This window comes from Nocardia sp. NBC_00881, assembly GCF_045207455.1.
Classification (GTDB): Bacteria; Actinomycetota; Actinomycetes; order Mycobacteriales; family Mycobacteriaceae; genus Nocardia.
Window position 1 is genome coordinate 2,016,059 of record NZ_CP108798.1, and the last position, 19,489, is coordinate 2,035,547.

At 67.5% G+C, this 19,489-nt stretch carries 7 protein-coding genes; all 7 read right to left on the reverse strand.

The window, feature by feature from the left end:
• Position 1: 1 nt before the first annotated feature.
• A complete protein-coding gene (locus tag OH799_RS08105; protein WP_406277301.1) occupies positions 2-1,210 on the reverse strand; it encodes a cytochrome P450 in 1,209 nt (402 codons plus the stop codon).
• Positions 1,207-1,872, reverse strand: a complete 666-nt coding sequence (locus OH799_RS08110) for a glutathione S-transferase family protein (RefSeq protein ID WP_406277304.1) — start codon at positions 1,870-1,872, stop codon at positions 1,207-1,209. The genes OH799_RS08105 and OH799_RS08110 overlap by 4 nt, the downstream gene beginning before the upstream one ends.
• On the reverse strand, positions 1,869-4,856 hold the full coding sequence (locus tag OH799_RS08115) for a type I polyketide synthase (RefSeq protein ID WP_406277307.1): 2,988 nt from the start codon (positions 4,854-4,856) through the stop codon (positions 1,869-1,871). The genes OH799_RS08110 and OH799_RS08115 overlap by 4 nt, the downstream gene beginning before the upstream one ends.
• On the reverse strand, positions 4,853-10,159 hold the full coding sequence (locus OH799_RS08120; protein WP_406277310.1) for a type I polyketide synthase: 5,307 nt from the start codon (positions 10,157-10,159) through the stop codon (positions 4,853-4,855). Before OH799_RS08120 ends, OH799_RS08115 begins: the two co-directional genes overlap by 4 nt.
• Positions 10,152-16,721 carry an acyltransferase domain-containing protein gene (locus OH799_RS08125; RefSeq protein WP_406277313.1) on the reverse strand — a complete coding sequence of 2,190 codons (6,570 nt, stop codon included), beginning with the start codon at positions 16,719-16,721 and terminating at the stop codon, positions 10,152-10,154. Before OH799_RS08125 ends, OH799_RS08120 begins: the two co-directional genes overlap by 8 nt.
• Before the next feature lie 566 nt (positions 16,722-17,287).
• On the reverse strand, positions 17,288-18,715 hold the full coding sequence (locus OH799_RS08130; protein ID WP_406281910.1) for an amino acid permease: 1,428 nt from the start codon (positions 18,713-18,715) through the stop codon (positions 17,288-17,290).
• A 198-nt stretch (positions 18,716-18,913) separates the two neighbouring features.
• Positions 18,914-19,243 (reverse strand): hypothetical protein, encoded by a 330-nt coding sequence (locus OH799_RS08135; protein ID WP_406277316.1) that lies wholly within the window; start codon positions 19,241-19,243, stop codon positions 18,914-18,916.
• Positions 19,244-19,489 lie beyond the last annotated feature (246 nt).

The window sequence follows — 19,489 nt, forward strand, 5'->3', positions numbered from 1 at the left end:
CTCACCGCGCCTCCCAGGTCACGGGAAGGCATTCCAGGCCATTGACGAATACGCCGTTCTTCCACCGAAACGTGTCCGGATCGGCCGCGAATCGCAGTCCCGGAAAGCGCTGCACCAGGGTGCCGATCGCCGTCGTCGCCTCGAGTCGTGCCAGTGACGCACCGAGACAGAAGTGCAGGCCGAGGCCGAAACCCAGGTGCCGATTCGGTGTCCTGGTGATGTCGAACCGGTCCGGTTCGGGAAACTGCGTGTGATCATGATGTGCAGACAGCAGCGAAGCGACGACCAATTCCTCGGCCGGGATGACCGTGCCCCGGAACTCGACATCGGTCAGGGGAAAGGCCCCGGTGCTGTTCGCCACCGGCGGGCAGTATCGCAACACCTCTTCGATGGCCGGTTCGATGAGTTCCGGCGTGGCGCGCAGCCGACTCAGTTCCGCGGGATGCCGCAGCAGCGCCCACACCCCATTGCCGATGAGGTTCCCCGTCGTCTCGAAACCTGCCGCGATGAGCAGGAACACCATGCTCATCAGTTCCACCGACGACAGCCGGTCGCCATGCGTCTCCGCTTCGATCAACGCACTGGTGAGATCGTCGCGGGGCCGCCTGCGGCGCAGCGCGAGGAATTCCTCCAGGTACTGCTGGAACTCGATCGCCATGCGGCGCAAAGCGTCGAAGTCTCCTTCCGACGGCGGAGCGATCAGAATCCTGGTCCACTCCCGGAAGCGCTCCTGGTCTTCGAGCGGAACCCCGATCAGCTCGACCAGCACGGTGATCGGCAGCCGGAAGGCCAAGGCGTCGAGCAGGTCCACCGAGTCCTGGCGCTCGGCCAGGTCCAGCAGCTTCGCCGTCGCTTCGGCGATGCGGGGGCGCAGCTCCGAGACCCGGCGGGGCGTGAAGGCCTTGGCCACCAATGCGCGCATCCTGGTGTGCTCCGGCGGATCGGCGTAGAGCATGTGCTTGTCCAGCCGGTCGAATTCGGTGACCCGGAAGTACCGGGAGCGCACCTGATCGGACAGTTTCCGCTTGTCCTTGGTGAAACGGGGGTCGCGGAGCAGTTCGACCACGTCGGCGTAGCGGGTCACACGCCACTCGGGCGCCCCCTGGTGCGGATTGAACAGCCGGACGATCGGTGCCTCGGCACGCATCAGCGCCAGCGTCGGCAACGGATCGACGCGCATCTGCTCGCCCCAGAGATCGAACCGGTTCATTCCGGCCGCTCCAGCACCTTGCCGACCCGGAGCCAGGTGGGCCTTCCGCTGATCTCCCGCCACCACCGCGCCAGGTTCGGCCGCGCATCGATCAGGTCAGCGCCGTTGGAGGCGACCAGATACTGCAAGTAGGGCAGCCAGGTGACCTCGGCGAGAGAGAACTCAGGACCGGCGAGGAACTCCTGCCTGGCCAGCGTGGCGTCCGCAACATCGAACGGTGTGGCCAGCGCAGCGCGGGCAGCGACGATCGCGTCCTGGTCCGGTGGCGGTGGCAAAAGCGGCGCGGCGGGACTTTCCCGGATGATCTCGTAGACCGGGCCGCCGCGGACCAGCTCCCACACCGGGCCGCTGACATAGCTTTGCTCGATGCTGATCCACTGTTCCATCAGCCCGCGCAGCTGGAGGTTATCCGGCGTCAGCGCGGGGCCCGGCAGCCGCTGATCGAGATAGCGGATGATCGCCCGCGATTCGTACAGCAGGAACCCGTCGTCCTCGAGTACCGGAATCTCTCCGAAGGGCTGGCGTTCCCGGTGTTCGGGGGATTTGTCGTGTCCTTTGAGAACACTCACCTCGATCAGTTCGGCTTGGTGGTCTTTTTCCGCGAGCACCATCAGCACCTTGTGCGTACACGCGCTGGTGGCCGTCCCGTATACCTTCATCATGATCCATTTTCTACATGCTCGGCGAGCACCTTCAGCAAGTACCGGGTGATCGCCCGTGGGGTCGGATGGTCGAAGGCGAGGGTCGCCGGCAGCGCGAGGCCCGTTCGGGCGGCCAGTTCGTGCCGCAGTTGCACGGTCATCAGCGAATCCATGCCCAGTTCCATGAACATGCCGTCGACCGGCACATCCGAAGGCGAAGACTGGAGCACGGCAGCCGTGTCCGTGCGCACGGCTGACTCGATCGCGGCCTCCTTCTCGCCGTCCGGCAATCCGATCAGCTCATCGACCCAGTGCACCGGCTCCACGGCCGCCTGTTCCCCTGGCGGTTCTGGGGTGTCGAGCCAGTAACGTCTGCGCTGCCACGGATAGCGCGGCAACGACACCACCGGGCGGCGATCCCGGTAAAGGCCGGCGAAGTCCACCGGATACCCCGCGGTATAGAGTTCGGCGACCGAGCTGAGCATGCCGTGCAGTTCCGGCCGCTCCCTGCGCAGCGTCGGTATCGCCGCTCCCCTGCCGAGACAGTTCGCCACATGGCCGGAGAGCACCGGATGCGGTGCTATCTCGAGGAAAACCTGTTGCCCATCTCTTGCCGCGGCGTGCACGGCTTCGGCGAACCGGACCGGATGCCGAACGTTGTCCGCCCAGTAGTCCGCGGTCAATTCATGTCCGCCGATCCGGTCGCCGCGGACCGTGCTGTACAGCGGGCACAAGGTCCGGCTGGCCTCGACCGTGCGGAGTTCCTCCGCGAGTTCGACGGCCAGCGGCGCCATCGACGGCGAGTGGAACGCGTAGTCGACCGGTAGCCGGCGGCAGCGAACGCCTCGTCGCTGGAGCGGGTCGAGCACCGTGCGCAGCTCGTCCACCGCGCCGGAGAGCACGACGGATCTGTCGTCGTTGACCGCCGCCACCGCGACCGAGGTGTCCGTTGTCGACATCGAGGCCGCGATCTCATCCTGGCTGAGCGCGACCGAGACCATCGCCCCCGAACCGTCGGCGCGCGCCATGATGCGGCCCCTGGACACCACGATCCTGATGGCGTCCGCGAGACTCAGCGCGCCCGCAACCTGCGCGGCGGCGATCTCCCCGACGCTGTGCCCGATGACCGCGTCTGGTCGAACGCCCCATGAGGACAGCAGGGCGGACAGCGCGATCTGAATGGCGAACAGCGCGGGCTGGGCGATCTCGGTGCGCTGTAACCTCGACCTGTCCGGCGGCGCGGCCAGTTCCGCGAGCAGCGAGAACGACGCGTTCTGCGCGATGAGCTCATCGCATCTACCGAGCGTGGTGGCGAAGACCGGCTCGCTGGCTTGCAATTGCCGTCCCATGCCGATCCACTGCGCGCCCTGTCCGGAGAAGACATAGGTGAGCGCGGGCGGTGTGTCGGCTCGTGCCGCGGTGACACCGTCCCGAACCAAGGCGTGCAGCTTCTCGGCCAGCTCGGTTGCGGACTCGCCGACCACCGCGATCCGCCGCTCATGATGATCACGCCGGGCGCCCGCGGTGTAGGCGATGTCGTGCGGATCGCTGTCCCGCGCGAGGACACTCGCGTGTGCGGAAGCCAGGTCGGTCAGTGCTGCCTGGCTTCGTGCCGACAGCGGAAGAAGGATCGGTCCGGCGCGCGGTGGCACCGGCTCTGCCGTGGGCGCTTCGGCGACGACGACATGCGCGTTGGTGCCGCTCATGCCGAACGAGCTGACGCCGGCAATCCGTGGCCGCTCGCCTGCGGGCCACGCGACGGCCGTCTTCGGTATCACGAAGGGAGTTCCGGTAAGGGAAATCCGCGGATTCAGTGTGTTGAAGTGCAGGTTGCGGGGAATCTTCCCGTACCGCAAGACCAGCACCGCCTTGATCAGTCCGGCGACACCGGCAGCGGCCTCGAGATGCCCGATGTTGGTCTTGACCGCGCCGAGCACACAACTGCCGCTGTCCGGGTCCGGCTCGCCGAAAACCTCAGTCAAGGCCTCGATCTCCACGGGGTCGCCGAGCGCGGTGCCGGTGCCGTGGGTCTCCACGTATCCGATGTCGCCGGGGCGCACGCGCGCATCGGCGAACGCCTGGCGCAGCATGTCCTGCTGCGCCAGTGGGTTCGGCGCGGTCAGCCCGGCCGAGCGACCATCCGAGTTCATCGAAGAGCCCCGCAGCACGGCGAGCACCCGATCACCGTCGGCCAGTGCGTCGGACAGCTTCTTCAGCACAACGATTCCGCAACCCTCGCCCCGGACGAACCCGTTCGCGCGCGCGTCGAACGTGCGGCACCGGCCGTCCGGTGACAGCGCTTGCAGATCGGCGACCATCTCGGTGACCGAGTCGTCGAGAACGAGGTTCACTCCGCCGGCCAGCGCGAGCGAGCTCTCCCCTGTTCGCAGACTCCGGATCGCCAGGTGCACCGCGACCAGTGACGACGAGCACGCGGTATCCACCGACAGACTCGGCCCGCGCAGCCCGAGCAGGTACGACAACCGGCCCGCGCCGAAACTGTGGGCCGTTCCAGTGCCCGTGTACCCACCCAAGGCGCCGGATCGGGCGCTGAGCAGCAAGTAGTCGTTGCTGCTCATACCGACGAACACCCCGGTTCTGCTGCCGGCCAGCCGCTCGGTCACCACTCCGGCGTCTTCCAGCGCCTCCCATGCGACTTCGAGCAGCAGCCGGTGTTGCGGATCCAGCGCGGCGGCCTCCCTCGGCGAGATCCCGAAGAACGCCGCGTCGAAACCGTCCACATCGGACAGAAAGGCACCTGTTCGCGTGGCATCTTCGGTGGCGGGGGCTGGTCGCTCGGACACCGCGTCGACGCCGTCGGAAAGCAGTGTCCAGAATGATTCCGGATCATCGACACCGCCGGGAAAGCGGCAACCCATACCGATCACCGCGATGGGTTCGGTGTGCTGCCGCGTCAACCGCGCGACCTCGGCCTCCAGACTGCGCAGCGCGGAAGCGGCTTTGACAAGACGCGAGCGGTAGCCTTCCTCGTCGACGAGGGTCATGGCAGCTCCCCGTTTTCGAGCCGGTCGATCGAACCGTCGATCCGCGCCAGAAGGTCGTCTATGGCAAGGTCGCCGAGGTCATCGAGCTCGTCGGTGGCCGCCTGCGGCTCGGCCATGCCGAGTACGCCGAGTAGCTGTTCGGTCAGTGCTCGCACCGTCGGTGCGGCGTACAGCAACGTCGCGGACAGCCGGATGCCTAGCGCCGACTCCAGCCGGTTCCGGAGTTCGAGCGCCATCAGCGAGTCGACTCCCGTGGCGGCCAGCGGCGCCTTCCGGTCGATAAGAGCGGCGTCGAGGTGCAGGATCTGGCCTAGTTGCTCAGTCACGAGGGCGTCGATCAAGCTCGGGCGTTCAGCAGGGGTGGCCGCACGCAGCCGGTCTGCGAACCAGGGAGCTGATGGCCTTCTGTCGCTCTCGCGGCCGTCGTCCCGGAGTTCGCCGAACAGCGACGCACCTGCCGAGGCCGGGTAGAACGCCAGCCACTGTCGGAGATCGAGATTGGCCGCCGCGACCTGGCTGGTACTGCCGCTCAGCAGCCGACCGAGAATTTCCATGCCTTGCTCGGGGGTCAGGGTGCCGACCCCTCGGTGCGCGAGCCGCTCCCCTTCCGCGTTCCGTCCTGCCATGATGCCTTCCTGCGAGTACAGCCCCCAGTCCACGCACAATGCCGTTCGGCCACCGTGTTTCCGATGTCGCGCGAGCGCGCCGAGAAATGCGTTGGCGGCCGCGTAGTTGGCCTGTCCCGGCGAGCCGAGCAAAGCCGCGGCCGACGAGTACATGACGAAGAACTCCAACTTCCGCTCGCCGGTCAGCTCATGCAGATTCCACGCGCCCCGCATCTTGGGTGCCAGCACACGCTCGTACCGTTCGGCGTCCAGTTCCAGAATGGTCCGATCGTCGAGCACCATGGCCGCGTGCAGCACTCCACGCAGTGGCGGCATCCGCTCGTCGATGTCCGTGAGGACTCGGGCGACGTCCTGGCGCCGGGCCACGTCCGCCCGGGCGACCACGACCTCGACGCCGTCTCCTCTGAGCTCGGCGATCCTGGCCTGCACGTCCGGCGCCGGATCGTGCCGTCCGGCCAGCACGAGGTGCCGCACCCCGCGCGCGGCCAGCCAGCGTGCCAGGCCGATGCCGAGACCGCCGAGACCGCCGCTGATGAGGTACGTCCCCTGGGGCAGGGTCGGCTCGGCGTTCCTGGTCTCGAACGAGGCCCGTACCAACCTCGCCAGGTTCCGCCCTTCCTCGCGTAACGCGATCTCGTCTTCGCCGTCCGCCCCGACCAGCTCGGGGAGGAGTTCTTCAGCGGAACGGCTCGGCGCCCATCCTGATTGGAGGTCGACCCGCGTGCACTCCAGTTCGGGATGCTCGACACTCAGTGTCCTTGCCAGTCCCCACAACGGCGCTTGAGACACCTCGACCGGTTCGCGGCCTACCTGCTGCGCTGCCCTGGTGACCAGCCACAGCCGGGGCTGGTCCCGCAGGCGGAGGCGAGCGAGCGCGCGGACCAGACGCACCGTGCTGAGTCCGGTGATCTGCTGATCAGCGGTCAGCGTGTCGGCGGTGACGTGTTCGGTACCGGTGGTGTCCATGCTCCACAGGTGCACCACCCCGATGCAGGCTTTTCCGCCGGCGGCGACGTTGTCGAGTAGCGCGCTCCACGCGTCGTCGTCGCCGATGTCGATATCCTCCTTGTCGACCAGTACGCAGGTCTGGCCACGCTGTTGCAGCAGCGTGGCCAGCGCCGTGCCGACACCGGTGGAATCGGTGAGCACCAGCCATGTCCCGGGAGCCCTTTCACCAGGATCCGGTGCCACGAGCCGTTGCACCGGGCGCCATGCCACCTGGTAGAGCCAGTCCCGGTACGGTTCTGCTTCGGCAGGCCTTGCCACCGTCAGCCCCTCGACCTCGACCAGCACCGCGCCGTCCGCATCGAGCACCAGCAGATCCCCACTGTCCTCGGTCGACCCCGCGCGCGCGTGTACCCACACGCGGCCACCGGGTGGCCGGTGCACGCGCAGCCGGTCGATCCGCACCGGAATGACCCCGCCGGTCGCGCGCCGGGCGAGCAGCACAGCCCCGAGTACCTGGAAGCATGCGTCCAGCAGCGCCGGGTGGCAGACGTACCCCGAGGACGACCCGGCCAGCTCGACCAAGGCAACGCCCTCACCGTCACCGGCCCAGATCCGTTGCACACCGCGGAAAGCCGGGCCGTAGCCGATGGTTCGACTGGCATACCGTTCGTAGTGCTCCGCCACGGCGACCTCGGTGCGGCACCGGTCCCGCACCGACGACGGCGACTCGGCCGGCGGTGGCCCGTCGTCGCCATGACGGACCGTTCCGTGCGCGCACGGAACCCACGGCTCGTCCCTCGTCGCTCGGCCATACACCTGAAAACGGCCGGAGTCCTCGATGAACTGGACGTGTCCGGAACCGTCCTTCCCGAGAATCACCATCCGGTCGAATGCGAGGTCCTCCAGCACCGACGATCGACCGGACGCACCGAGCGCCATCTCCACGTAGCCCGACGCCGGGAACACCACCGCGCCGTCCACCGTATGGTCGGCGAGCCACGGCAGATCCAGTTCGCGTTCCCAGATCCGTGTGCCCGGTGAGGTCGCGGGGCTGACCGGCTCACCAAGCAATGGATGCCCATGGTCGGTGCGAGGCCCCGGAGTTCCGTGCACCCAGTACCGCTGGCGCCGCCACGGGTAAGCAGGCAGCGGCACGCAGCGCCCGCCCTTCGGGTGCAGCGCGGGCCAGTCCACCTGGCAACCCCGGACATACAACGCGGCAAGCGATTCGAGGAACACCGCTCGCTCATCGTGTTCGCGCCGCCCGGACGGAACGACCGTGCCCCCATCCTCTTCGATCGAGGGCAGCAGGATCGGGTGCGGGCTCAGCTCGACGAATACCGTGCGCCCCAGCGCCATGCAGTCACGAATCGCCTCTGAGAACAGCACGGGCTCACGAAGGTTGCGTATCCAGTACGTGGTATCCAGCTCCGGCGCGGCGCAGACCTTTCCGAGCACGGTGGACCACATCGGCACCGTGGTGGCCTCCGGCGTCAGCGTACCGAGCTGGCGACTCAGCTCATCGGTGATGGCGTCGACTTGCGGGCTGTGCGCGGCGACCTCGACCTTGATCCGACGACAGAACACCCCCGCACCGGCCAGCTCGGCCAGGAGCTCGTCCAGCGCGGCCGGGTCACCGGAGAGCACGGTCGAGCGTGCGCTGTTGCTCGCCGCGATCGACACCCGATCGGCGAATCCGGACAGCACCGTGTGCGCCCGCTCCATCGGCAGGTCCACCAACGCCATCGCGCCGCGCCCGGCCAGTCCGCGCAGCAACCGGCTGCGGCGGCAGATGATCCGTGTCGCGTCGGCCAGCGTGAGCGCGCCGGCCACATGCGCGGCGGCCACCTCGCCCATGCTGTGTCCGATGACCGCGTCCGGCTCGATGCCCTTCGACCGCCACAGAGCCGCCAAGGCGACCTCCATCGCGAACAGCACCGGCTGCACTATGTCGACCCGGTCCAGCCGAGACCTGGACGGCTCGGCGGTCATTTCTTCGATAACAGACCAACCGGTCTCATTCCGGATCGCGTCGTCGCACGCATCGACAGCCGCGCGGAACGCAGGCTCACCGGCGAGCAGTGCGCGTCCCATGCCGAGCCATTGCGAGCCCTGCCCGGGGAACACGAACACCACTCGCGGCCGCTCGTCCGGTTCGGTGCCCGGCACCAGTCGCGGCGGCCCGTCGCCGGGCAGGACCAGGGCGGCGCGGTACTCATGATGGTGCCTGCGGACAGCCGCGGTGTAGGCGATATCGGCGGCCTCGGCCTGCCGCTCGGCGAGGCCGGCCCGGAAGGCGGCGACCAGATCGGTCAGCGCGCCCGCATGGCGAGCGGAGATCGGCACCAGCGCCGGTCCTGATTCGGTCCTCGCAGACTCGGCGTGCTCCGGCGGATCGGCGACGATGACGTGCGCGTTGGTGCCGCTGATACCGAACGAGCTGACGCCCGCCATCCGAGTCGCGCCGTCCTGTTTCGGCCACGGGACCGGATTCTTCGGCAATACCAGGGCGGTTCCGGTGAGATCGATCCTGGGGTTGACGGTGCGCAGGTGCAGGTTCGCCGGGATACGCTCGCGCCGCAGCGCGAGCACGACCTTGATCAGCCCGATGACCCCGGCAGCCGCCTCGAGATGCCCGATGTTGGTCTTCAGCGCGCCGAGCACACAGCGCGAACCGTCGTCCCGCAGCTCGCCGAGCACGTCGACGAGCGCGTCCACCTCGATAGGATCACCGAGCGGCGTTCCGGTGCCGTGCGTCTCGACATAGCCGATGTCGGCCGCGTCGGCGCGAGCGCTGCGCAAGGCCTGACGGAGCAATGCCTTCTGCGCGGAGACATTGGGCGCGGTCAGCCCGGAGGAACGGCCGTCGGAGTTCACCGCGGAACCACGGATCACCGCGAGCACCGGATCGCCGTCTGCCACCGCGTCGGAAAGCCGTCTGAGGACCAGCATCCCGCAGCCCTCACCTCGGACATAGCCGTTGGCCAGCGCGTCGAAAGTCTTGCATCGCCCGTCTTCGGACAGCGCCCGGGAACTGGCCAACATGTCGGTCATGTCTCTGGCCAGCATCAGGTTGACCCCACCGGCCAGCGCCATCGTGCTCTCTCCGGATCGCAGGCTTTGGACGGCGAGATGCACGGCGACCAGCGACGACGAGCACGCCGTGTCCACGACCATGCTCGGGCCCTGAAGTCCGAGCACGTAGGACAGCCGTCCCGCGGGGAACGAGTGCCCGTTGCCGGTCACGGTATAGATGTCCCGTCTTCCCACGCTGAGCCGGTCGTAGTCGGTGACGACAACGCCGGCGAACACACCTGTCCTCGAGCCGGTCAGCCGGTCGGGCCGAGCATGCCCGGCCCGTTCCAGCGCCTCCCAGGCCACCTCCAGCAGCAGGCGCTGCTGGGGGTCCATCGCCTCGGCCTCCCGAGGCGCGATACCGAAGAAAGCCGCATCGAATTTGTCCACATCGGACAGAAAACCGCCCCAGCGTGTCGGAGCTCCGGCGTCCTCGCCCACCCACCGGTCCGGGGGCACTTCGGTGATAGCGTCGACGCCGTCATCGAGTAGCCGCCAGAACTCCTCAGGGCTGGTGCCGGCACCCGGCACCCGGCACCCCATGCCGATGATCGCGATCGGCTCGGTCTTCGCCAGCAGCTCCCGGTCCAGCCTTGTCTGCAGGGTACGCATTGCCGCCAGGGCCTGCTTCACCGGCGACGCCTGCTCAGTCATCGTGTTGTTCCTGTTCGACGAGCCGGATACTGTCCAACAGCATGGCCTCGGCTTCCTCGTCGGAGAGCAGATCGATGTCCGCTGCGACGGAAGACCAATCGTCCGGTTCCGATTCCGCAGCCGGAGGTTCGGCCACCGCTGATTCGTCCGCGATGAATTCGGCGAGCGCGGCGATGGTGGAGTAGGTGAAGACCAGCGCGACGGACAACCGAACGCCGAGCGTGGATTCCAGCCGGTTGCGTAGCTCCACCGCCATCAACGAGTCCATGCCCATGTCCTGGAACGTCGCCTTCCGGCTCAGGCTCGCGGGATCTCGGTGCAACGTCAGCGAAACCTGCTCGATCAGATGCTCTTCGATCAACCCCGAGCGTTCCGGGGCGCTGGTCGCGGCCAGCCTGCCGGCGAATGCGGTGGCGATGTCCGAGGCGCCGGATTCGATCTCGTCGAACAGCGGTGTCCCCGTCGTGCCGGGAAACGACTCGAACCAGTGCCGGAGATTCAGCTTCATGACCGCGATCTGCACGAAGTCCGCGCGCACCCCGTGGTCCAATGCCCGCGCGAGACCCACCGGGGACGCATCGGTGATGCCGTATGCCGCCATGCCGTCCTGCGCGAGATGCAGGCTCAGTGCCCGCAACCCGAGGGCGCGGCGATGGTGTGCGATCGCGTCCAGCCGCGCGCTTCCCATCGGGTCACCCAGGCATCCGAACAACAAGGCGACCGAAGAACAGAGGACGAAAAGATCGAGCCTGCGCTCGAGCGTCTGCTGATGCCACCGCCACGCGCTGTCGTCACCCCCGGCGTGGATGAGGCCGCACAAGGGACCGGCGGCGGCCTCGATCTCGGCGATCAGCCTGATCATCTCGCGGTCGTCGGTAACCCAGGTGTCGAAGATCGAGATCCGTGCCCCGGGACAGCTGATCGGCCCGATAGCACCGGACCGATCCAAGATCACGATGTTGCGCGCACCGCGGTCGGTCAGCCACCCGGCGAACGACTCCGCGAGTGCCGCGTCCTCGCAGACGATCACATATGAGCCGTCGGCCCGCAACGTCGCCGCCCGCTCACCGACATCCGGCACGCGGACCAGCCTGGCCACGAACCGGCCACCGGGACGCAGGGCGATATCGGTCTCCCGATCATCGCTGAGCAATTCCGACACCACCGTGGCCACCTCATCCGATGTCGGCCGCGCGGCAAGGTCCACCCGCGTGACGCACAGCTCCGGATGGTCGAGCCCGATCTCCCTGCCGAGTCCCCACAACGCCGCCTGGTCGACACCCACCACCGAGGTGTGCTCGCCGACCGCCTGTGCGCCACGGGTCACCAGCCACAGCCGTGGCTGATCGCGCCATCCCATTCCGGCCAGCGCGTCGGCCAGCACCCGCGCGCTCACGCTGCCGAGACTTCCGATGTGCACCACCCCGGCCGGCGCCGGCCCGGCCAGAACCGCCCGCAGGGACGCTGTTCCAGTCAGGTCCGCTGTCCGCGCAGTCACCAGATCGCACTGCTTGGCTCGAGCTCGCAGTTCGTCCGCGAGTTCGGCGCCGAGGCAATCGTCGCCCGCGAAGACGATCCACGGCTCAACACAGTCTCGCACCGGTTCTCGGTGTGCTCGTTCGCGCCATTCGACGGTATACAAACAGTCCGCGACCGGGTCGGGATAGTGGAGCGGCCGCAAGCGCACGTCCTCGGCTTCCACCAGTACTCGGCCGGCGTCGTCGAGTAGGTAGAGGTGGAAGCCCGGCCCCGCCGATCGGCCGTGGGCCCATACCGGCCCCGTCGGCGTCCGATGCACTCGCAACCGACCGATCCCGGTCACCACGTTGCTGCCGGACGAACCGTTGCACAGAGCGATCAGCGCCTGCAGCCCGGCGTCCAGCACCGAGGGGTGGATGCGGTAGTCGGCACCTCGATGGTGTGCCGGCTCCGGCGGCACGACCAGGGCCAGCACTTCGTCATGGCCGAACCACAGCTCCGAGACCAGCCGAAGGTGCGGACCGATGTCCAGCCCCGCCCCGGCCAGCGCATGGTAGTGCTGAGTCCCATCCCGGTATGCGGTGCAGCGGTGCCTGATCGCCGCGGGTTCCTCGCGCACATTCGGCTCGCCGGTGTCCGGGCCTACGGTGGCCAGCGCGTGCCGTATCCAGTCCGGACCGTGGTGGCTGAATACCTGGAAGAGTTCATCCCGCGTGCTGATCACTGCCTGGGTCGCGGGCACAACTGCGCCGGAAAGTTCCAGCATTCGCTCGAACGCCAGGTCGGTAACAGCGATGTCGCTGGTTCCGTACGCCTCGGCGCCCGAAGCCAGTGCCATTTCGGCGAAGGTGGCCGCCGAGAGTACGGTGCTCCCGCGCACCGCGAGGTCGGCGAGATACGGCAGCCTCGCGGGGTCCAGCGCGCGTTGCCAGTACCGGGTTCCGTGCTCTACCGCCGAGATCAAGCCCGCGCCGAGCAGCGGATGGCCTCCGTCGCCGCCGGAGAGCGCGGTTCGCCGGTCGGCCGCGAGCCAGTATCGCTTCCGCTGCCACGGGTAAGCGGGCAGCGAAACGACCCGGCCGGTATCGAATAGCCGGTCGAAGTCCGGCAAGCAGCCACCGGCGTACAGTGCGCCGGCCGCGCGGCGCAGCGCGGATCGTTCGTCTTCGCCCCTGCGCAGCGAAGCGATGGCGTGACCATCGACCCGGCGGGCGGCAAGGCATCGCTGGACGTTCTCCAGCAGAACCGGATGCGGCCCGATCTCCACGAAATTCCGGTACCCGTCGGAGATCGCGCCGTTCATCGCGTCCGCGAACCGCACGGTCTCCCGCACGTTTCGCACCCAGTAGTCCGCGGAGAATGGCTGATCATCAACGAGCTTTCCGGAAACTGTGCTGTAGACGGGCAACCGGCTCGGCCCCGGAGCGAGCGTGCCGAGCGCCTGCGACAATTCGTGCCCGGCCGCGTCCATCCGCGCACTGTGGAACGCGTAACCGACCCGGAGCTCTCGGCAGGGGACCCCGTCGTGGCGCAGCCGTCCAAGCAAGTCGGCCAGTGCGGCGGCGTCGCCGGACACGACGGCCGAATCGGGGTCGTTGACGGCGGCGATCGTGAGCTCACCCTGGTACCCGCTCAGCAGGTCGTGTACCTGCTCGGCGGGCAGTTCCACGGAGGCCATCCCGCCTGCCCCGGCCGCGGCCTGCATCAACCGGCCCCGGTGATACACCACCTCGACCGCTTCGGCGATGGACAGCGACCCGGCCAGGTGCGCGGCGGTGACTTCGCCGACGCTGTGGCCGATCAGCGCCTCCGGCGCGAGTCCCCATTCCTGCCACAGCCGCGCGATTCCCACCTGGATCGCGAACAGGGCCGGTTGCGCGACCGAGGTCTCATCGAGGCGACTACGTTCCGCCGGCGCGGTCAGCTCGGCCGTCAGCGACCACTCGGTCAGCGGCCGTAACAATTTCTCGCATTCCTCGACGGCGGCGCGAAACACCGGTTCGGCACGCAACAGGTTCCGGCCCATTCCGGCCCACTGCGAACCCTGGCCGGAGCATACGAACACGATCCCTCGCGACTCGTCATGTGCCACGCTGCCCATCCACGTGTTGCTGGGCATACTGCCCGCAACCGTCGCACGCAACGAATCGGCCAGCTCCTTCGGAGTCGAACCGGTCACCGCGAGCCGGTGTTCGTGGTGGTCCCGCCGCACGGCGGCCGTGTAACACAGGTCGCGCAGCGCGATGTCGTTGCCAGTGCTGAACTCGCGCGCCATTGTGGTCGCCGATGCCAGCAGGGAATCGCGTGAGCGGGCGGAAAGCACCAGCAACTCCGTCCGGCCCTGGGCCGGTGTCGGCGGCTCGGCGGCGCCCAGGGTGTACAGCGCGCCCAATGAGTCGATCAAGGTGGAGCGGTCACGGTCCCCCCGGCGCAATGTCGGCAGCGCCGTGCCGCCGTGCTGTTCGACCACCGACGTGAGAATCGGATGGGGGTCGGCGTCGACGAAAATCTGGCAGCCCCCGGCGAGCAGGTTTCCCATCGCGGTGTCGAATCGCCATGGTTCTCGTTCGGTGCGCACCCAGTGCTCGGCATCGAGCAGCGCGCCGTCCATCCGCGCCCCGGTGACCGAGGAGTAGAACGGTATTCGGGTCTCGCCGGGCCGCAAATCGGCGAGCGCGGCCCGCAAATCGGGCAGCACCGGGTCGACATAGGGACTGTGCGAGGCGTAGTCGACCCTGATCCGCGCCGACGCGACCGATCGCGCGGCGAGTTGGTCCCGTATCACCTGGATAGCTGCTCGATCGCCGGAGATCACCGTGCTTCCGGGGCTCGCACTGCCCGCGACCCATACGTCGCCGCCGTGCCGGGACAGCAGCTCATTCGTGGCTTCGGTGGACAGGTCGAGAACGGCCATGCCGCCGTGGCCGGAGAGTCCGGCGGCGATCGCGCTACGCCTGCACATGATCAATGTGGCGTCATCGAGGCTGATCGCCCCGGCGACGTGCGCGGCGGCGACTTCGCCCATGCTCATCCCGGCGACAGCATCCGGCTCGACTCCCCATGATCGCCACAGGCCGGTCAAAGCGACCTGCATCGCGAAGATCGCAGGCTGGGCCAGCTCGGTGCGCTCGATCCAGCTCTCGTCGGGGGAGGTCAGCAGCCGGGTAAGGGACCAGTCGACGTGCCGGCGCAGCGCGGTCTCACACCGCATGGTTGCCGACCGGAACGCCGGCTCGCGCAGCAACCGCGCACCCATCCCGGCCCACTGCGCGCCCTGACCGCCGAACAGAAACGTGATTGTCGGCCGGGCGCCGTCGACCTTTCCGGTGCTGATCCCGGCGCCTGTGTGGCCGCTGAGGAATCTCGCCGCGCCCGAGGCGAGTTCGTCATGGTCGCGAACGGACAATGCGAGCCGGTGCGAGCCGTCCGCCTTCGCCGATGCGGCGGCACACAAGCGGGCGATCGGGGGCCGGTCCAGAGTGGTCGCCAGCTCCCGCACCGTGGCACGGAGCCCGTCTTCGGTATCCGCGGCAAGAGGCAGCAGGTGGACCGGAGCGTCCTCGCCGCTCTCGAGGACCACATGGCAGTTCGTGCCGCCGAACCCGAACGCGCTCACCCCGGCGACGAGGCGACCTCCCGCGTCACCTCGCCACTCCTCCGACCGCGAAGGCACCCGTAGACCCCATTCGTCGAACGGGATATGTGGGTTGGCTTCCTCGAACTGGCCGCATGGTGGCACGGTGCGATGCCGCATCGCCAGCAGCACCTTGATCAGTCCGGCGATCCCGGCCGCCGCTTCGAGATGCCCGATCGCGCTCTTGACCGAACCGATCGGCAGCAACTGGTCACCAGCCCGGCCCGTGCCGAGCACCGCGCCCAGCGCGCTTGCCTCGATCGGATCACCGAGCGCCGTTCCCGTCCCGTGCGCCTCGACGTACCCGACGTCGGTCGGTGCAACTCCCGCTCGGCGATAAGCGGTGCGCAGCAAGGACTCTTGGGCCAGCGGGCTCGGCGCGGTCAGCCCATTACTGAACCCGTCGTGGTTCACCGCGCTGCCCTTGAGCACGCCATGAATCGGATCACCGTCGGCGAGTGCCCGGTCGAGCGGCTTCAGCACGACCATCCCGGCGCCTTCGCCGCGGCCGTATCCATCGGCACGCGCGTCGAACGCTTTGGACCGCCCGTCCGGTGCCAGCGCACCGAGCCGGACCAGCGCGTGCACCGTGTCCGGCGCCAGCATCAGGCTGACGCCACCGGCGAGCGCGAGATCGCACTCGCCGCCGCGCAGGCTCTGCGCCGCAAGGTGCACCGCGACCAGGGACGATGAGCAAGCGGTGTTCACCTGAAGACTCGGCCCGCGCGCACCCAGTGTGTAGGACAGCCGGGCGGGAATAATGCTCGGGTCGCCGCCGGCCAACGTGTGCTGGGTGACCAGGTCCGGGTCCGCCCGAATTCCTGCCCCGTACTCACTCCACATCGCACCGACGAACGCGCCGGTCCGGCTGCCTCCGAGACTGTGCGGCGGAATGCCCGCGTCATCGAGGGCTTCCTGCATCAGTTCGAGCATGAGCCGTTGCTGCGGGTCGACGTGCGGAGCCTCCCGGGGAGAGATACCGAAGAACTCCGGGTCGAACTCGTCGATCCGGTCGAGGAATCCGCCGCGCGGCGGACCCTCTCCAGCCCATCGGCCGTCCGGCGGTTCGGTGAGCGCGTCCGCGCCCGAGCTGAGTAATCGCCAGAATGCCGCCGCGTCGGGAGCGCCGGGGAACCGGCAGGACAGACCGACGATCGCGATGGGCTGCTCCGGATCCGGCGATTCGTGCTGCGCCGATGGTGTGGATCCGGCTCCGGTGAGCTGGCTGGCCAATGCGGTCGGCGTCGGATGCGCCCATAACAGGATCGGCGGCACCGGATGGCCGCCTGCCTCACTCAATTCCTCGGCGAGCGCCGTCAACGTCAGTGAATCGAGCCCATAGCGGGTGAACGGCTCGCGGCCGTCGACCGCAGCGGGATCCAGCCCGCTCAGTGCGGCGATTCTGGCGATGAGCCAGTCCCGCACAGCATCCATAGACCATGCCAGCATGGATAGGGTTACCTCCAGCAACCAACTAGATCTTGGCGCGTCGCCGGCGGCTCGCCCGAATCGGACCGAATAGTATCCCCGCTGAATTCGCCATGTAAAGGGGGAAATCCGTCTGGTCGGTTTGGGTTCAGGCCTGTCGCCTGCGGTACCTACGCCGACTGGATCTGTGCCCCTGCAATCGCTGCCAGCAGTCAAAACCTTGGTAGTTCATGATCATTGAGGTGTTCTCACCGGCGCGAGCGGCCGCTGCCTCGAGCTCGAGCAGTGCCGCGAACGATGCCGTCTGCAGGTAATCGCCTCGGTTGCGGTGTGAGCGATTACCCTAACCTGCGTAGGATTCGGGCAAGTGCTCCGTTACCGCAAGATCGGTTGCTTTGAACCGTCCGGGATCCGGTGGAGACTCGAAGTCTCCAACCAGCGCAGGACGGTGCACTGTCGCCCGACCTGGCATCGACGGTGCGTTGACTGGCGAGACGCGTTGGATGCGTTCGGATTCGGGCCTCGCGCGTGAGGGTGACCAGGCCGGGGTCTGAGTGGGCGAGGAGTTCGAGCAGGTAGGACCGGACCTAGGGGGTCAGGTCAGGGGAACCGACCGTGATGCCCGCACGATGCCGAGCGATGCTCGCTACGTTCTTGCGCGCCAGGAGCCAGCCGACGACGAGCGTTGGAATCATGATGACCACGGCTGCGATCACGGCGCCGCGCTGCACGTCATCGTCGCTGAATGCCATCAATAGGACAACGCCGACCAGAAACAGCAATGTCGCCACGCTTGTATAAGGCGCGCCGATCAACCGGAAAGACGGGCGCTCGACAAGCCCGCGGCGCGACCGACGCCACAACTGCAACTGGCACATCACGATTGCCATCCACGACGCGATAGTGCCGAGCGCCGACATGTTCAGCACGATCTCGTATGCCTTCTCCGGCACCACCGCGTTCAATCCGACGCCGATCAGCGCGATCGTCCCGGTGGCGAGAATGCCGACATACGGCACACCGCCCTTCGACATTCGCGCCGCCGCCGCTGGTGCGCTGCCGTTCATCGACATCGAGCGCAGAATGCGACCCGTCGAATACAGTCCGGCGTTCAGGCTCGAGAAGGCTGCGGTCAATACGACCATGTTCATGATCGAATCGGCCCCACCGATCCCGAGTTTCGAGAAGAACGTGACGAAGGGACTTTCCCCCGCCTTGAACGCCGTGTACGGCAGCAGCAGACCGAGCAGCACCAGCGATCCGACGTAGAACAGCGCGATCCGGGCGATCACGGAGTTGATCGCGCGCGGCATGATCTTCTCCGGGTTCTCCGCCTCACCGGCCGCCGTGCCGACCAATTCCACTGCGGAATAGGCGAAGACGACACCTGTCGTCACTGTCACCAGCGGTAGCAGACCGACCGGGAAGAGGCCGCCGTGCTCGACGAGCACACCGACACCGGTCGGCATACCTTGCAGTGTGGACCGGCCGGCCAGGAAGACCGTGCCGACGATCAGGAAGGTGACCAGCGCGACCACTTTGATCAGCGCGGCCCAGAACTCGAGCTCGCCGAACCACTTCACCGAGATGAGGTTGACGCTCACCACCAGCGCGAGGGCTACCAGGGCGATCAGCCACTGCGGAATCACCTCGAAAGCTCCCCAGTAATGGACATAGGTAGCGATGGCGGTGATGTCCACGATCCCGCTCATGCACCAGTGGAAGAAATACATCCACCCGACCACGAATGCCAGCTTCTCGCCGTAGAACTCACGGGCGTAGGAGACGAACGATCCCGAGGAGGGGCGATGCAACACCAGCTCGCCGAGCGCCCGCAGGATGAAGAATACGAACACGCCACAGATGGCGTACACGAGGAACAATCCTGGGCCCGCACTGGCCAAACGCCCACCCGCGCCCAGGAACAGCCCGGTGCCGATGGCGCCACCGATCGCGATCATCTGCAGCTGACGCGGGCGCAGCGACTTGTGATAGCCGGCGTCCTCGGCGTACATCGCGTCCGCGGAAGCATCCGAAAGAGGTCGATCGATTGCCACGGCCGAGACCTCTCGAGCGATGAACTATATCGCCAGATAATGTACCGCCATTTAATGGCTCGATCAATACTGTAAAGATTGCCGATCTGTAGGTGTCCTCCAGTGCTCGCCTTCCGAAGCGGAGTCCCGCATGATCGTCCGAACCACCGCTCGATCTCAGTCTTTCGCACCTTCCGCCTGCAAGCGACGCTCGACCCCGTGCGGCAGTCGGCAGCTGGCGGCGATCAGTACTTTGTCCATGCCGCGGTACATGTGATTGTTCGACCGCGGCTGGCCTCGACGCATCGAAACCGGCACTCCCGCTGCGGAGCTGAAGGCTGCCACCAGCTCGCGCTCCACGTAGCCCTTCTGGTCAGAGCGGTTGAGGGTGGTCCAGAAGGTGACGCCGGGGGTGTCGGGCGCCCCGCCGCAGGCAGCCAGTGCGCTCGTGGCGAGGGCCGATGCGGACAGCCGGAGGAAACTGCGGCACGTGCTCGAACCGGGCACGTCCGAGCTTCTCGTCGGACCGGCCGGCATCGCCCAGATCCGCGTCGCGATCACCCTCGACGATCCCTTCCGCGCTTTCGGCCGCATCCCAGCGCCGGTTACCCTCGTCACCGACATCGCTGGAATATGTTGTACCAGTATCGGTTCGAGGGCTCAGCGAATCCATCATCCTTTCGCTGGAACTGCACCGCCGGGGTGACGGCTAGATCCGGGCAGTCGAACAGGTAAACGCCGGGGGATTCGCCA

Coding starts and splice junctions, on each gene's coding strand:
- OH799_RS08105 (WP_406277301.1), bottom strand. CDS start 1,210: ATGAACCGGTTCGATCTCTGGGGCGAGCAGATGCGCGTCGATCCGTTG.
- OH799_RS08110 (WP_406277304.1), bottom strand. CDS start 1,872: ATGATGAAGGTATACGGGACGGCCACCAGCGCGTGTACGCACAAGGTG.
- OH799_RS08115 (WP_406277307.1), bottom strand. CDS start 4,856: ATGACCCTCGTCGACGAGGAAGGCTACCGCTCGCGTCTTGTCAAAGCC.
- OH799_RS08120 (WP_406277310.1), bottom strand. CDS start 10,159: ATGACTGAGCAGGCGTCGCCGGTGAAGCAGGCCCTGGCGGCAATGCGT.
- OH799_RS08125 (WP_406277313.1), bottom strand. CDS start 16,721: ATGCTGGCATGGTCTATGGATGCTGTGCGGGACTGGCTCATCGCCAGA.
- OH799_RS08130 (WP_406281910.1), bottom strand. CDS start 18,715: ATGTACGCCGAGGACGCCGGCTATCACAAGTCGCTGCGCCCGCGTCAG.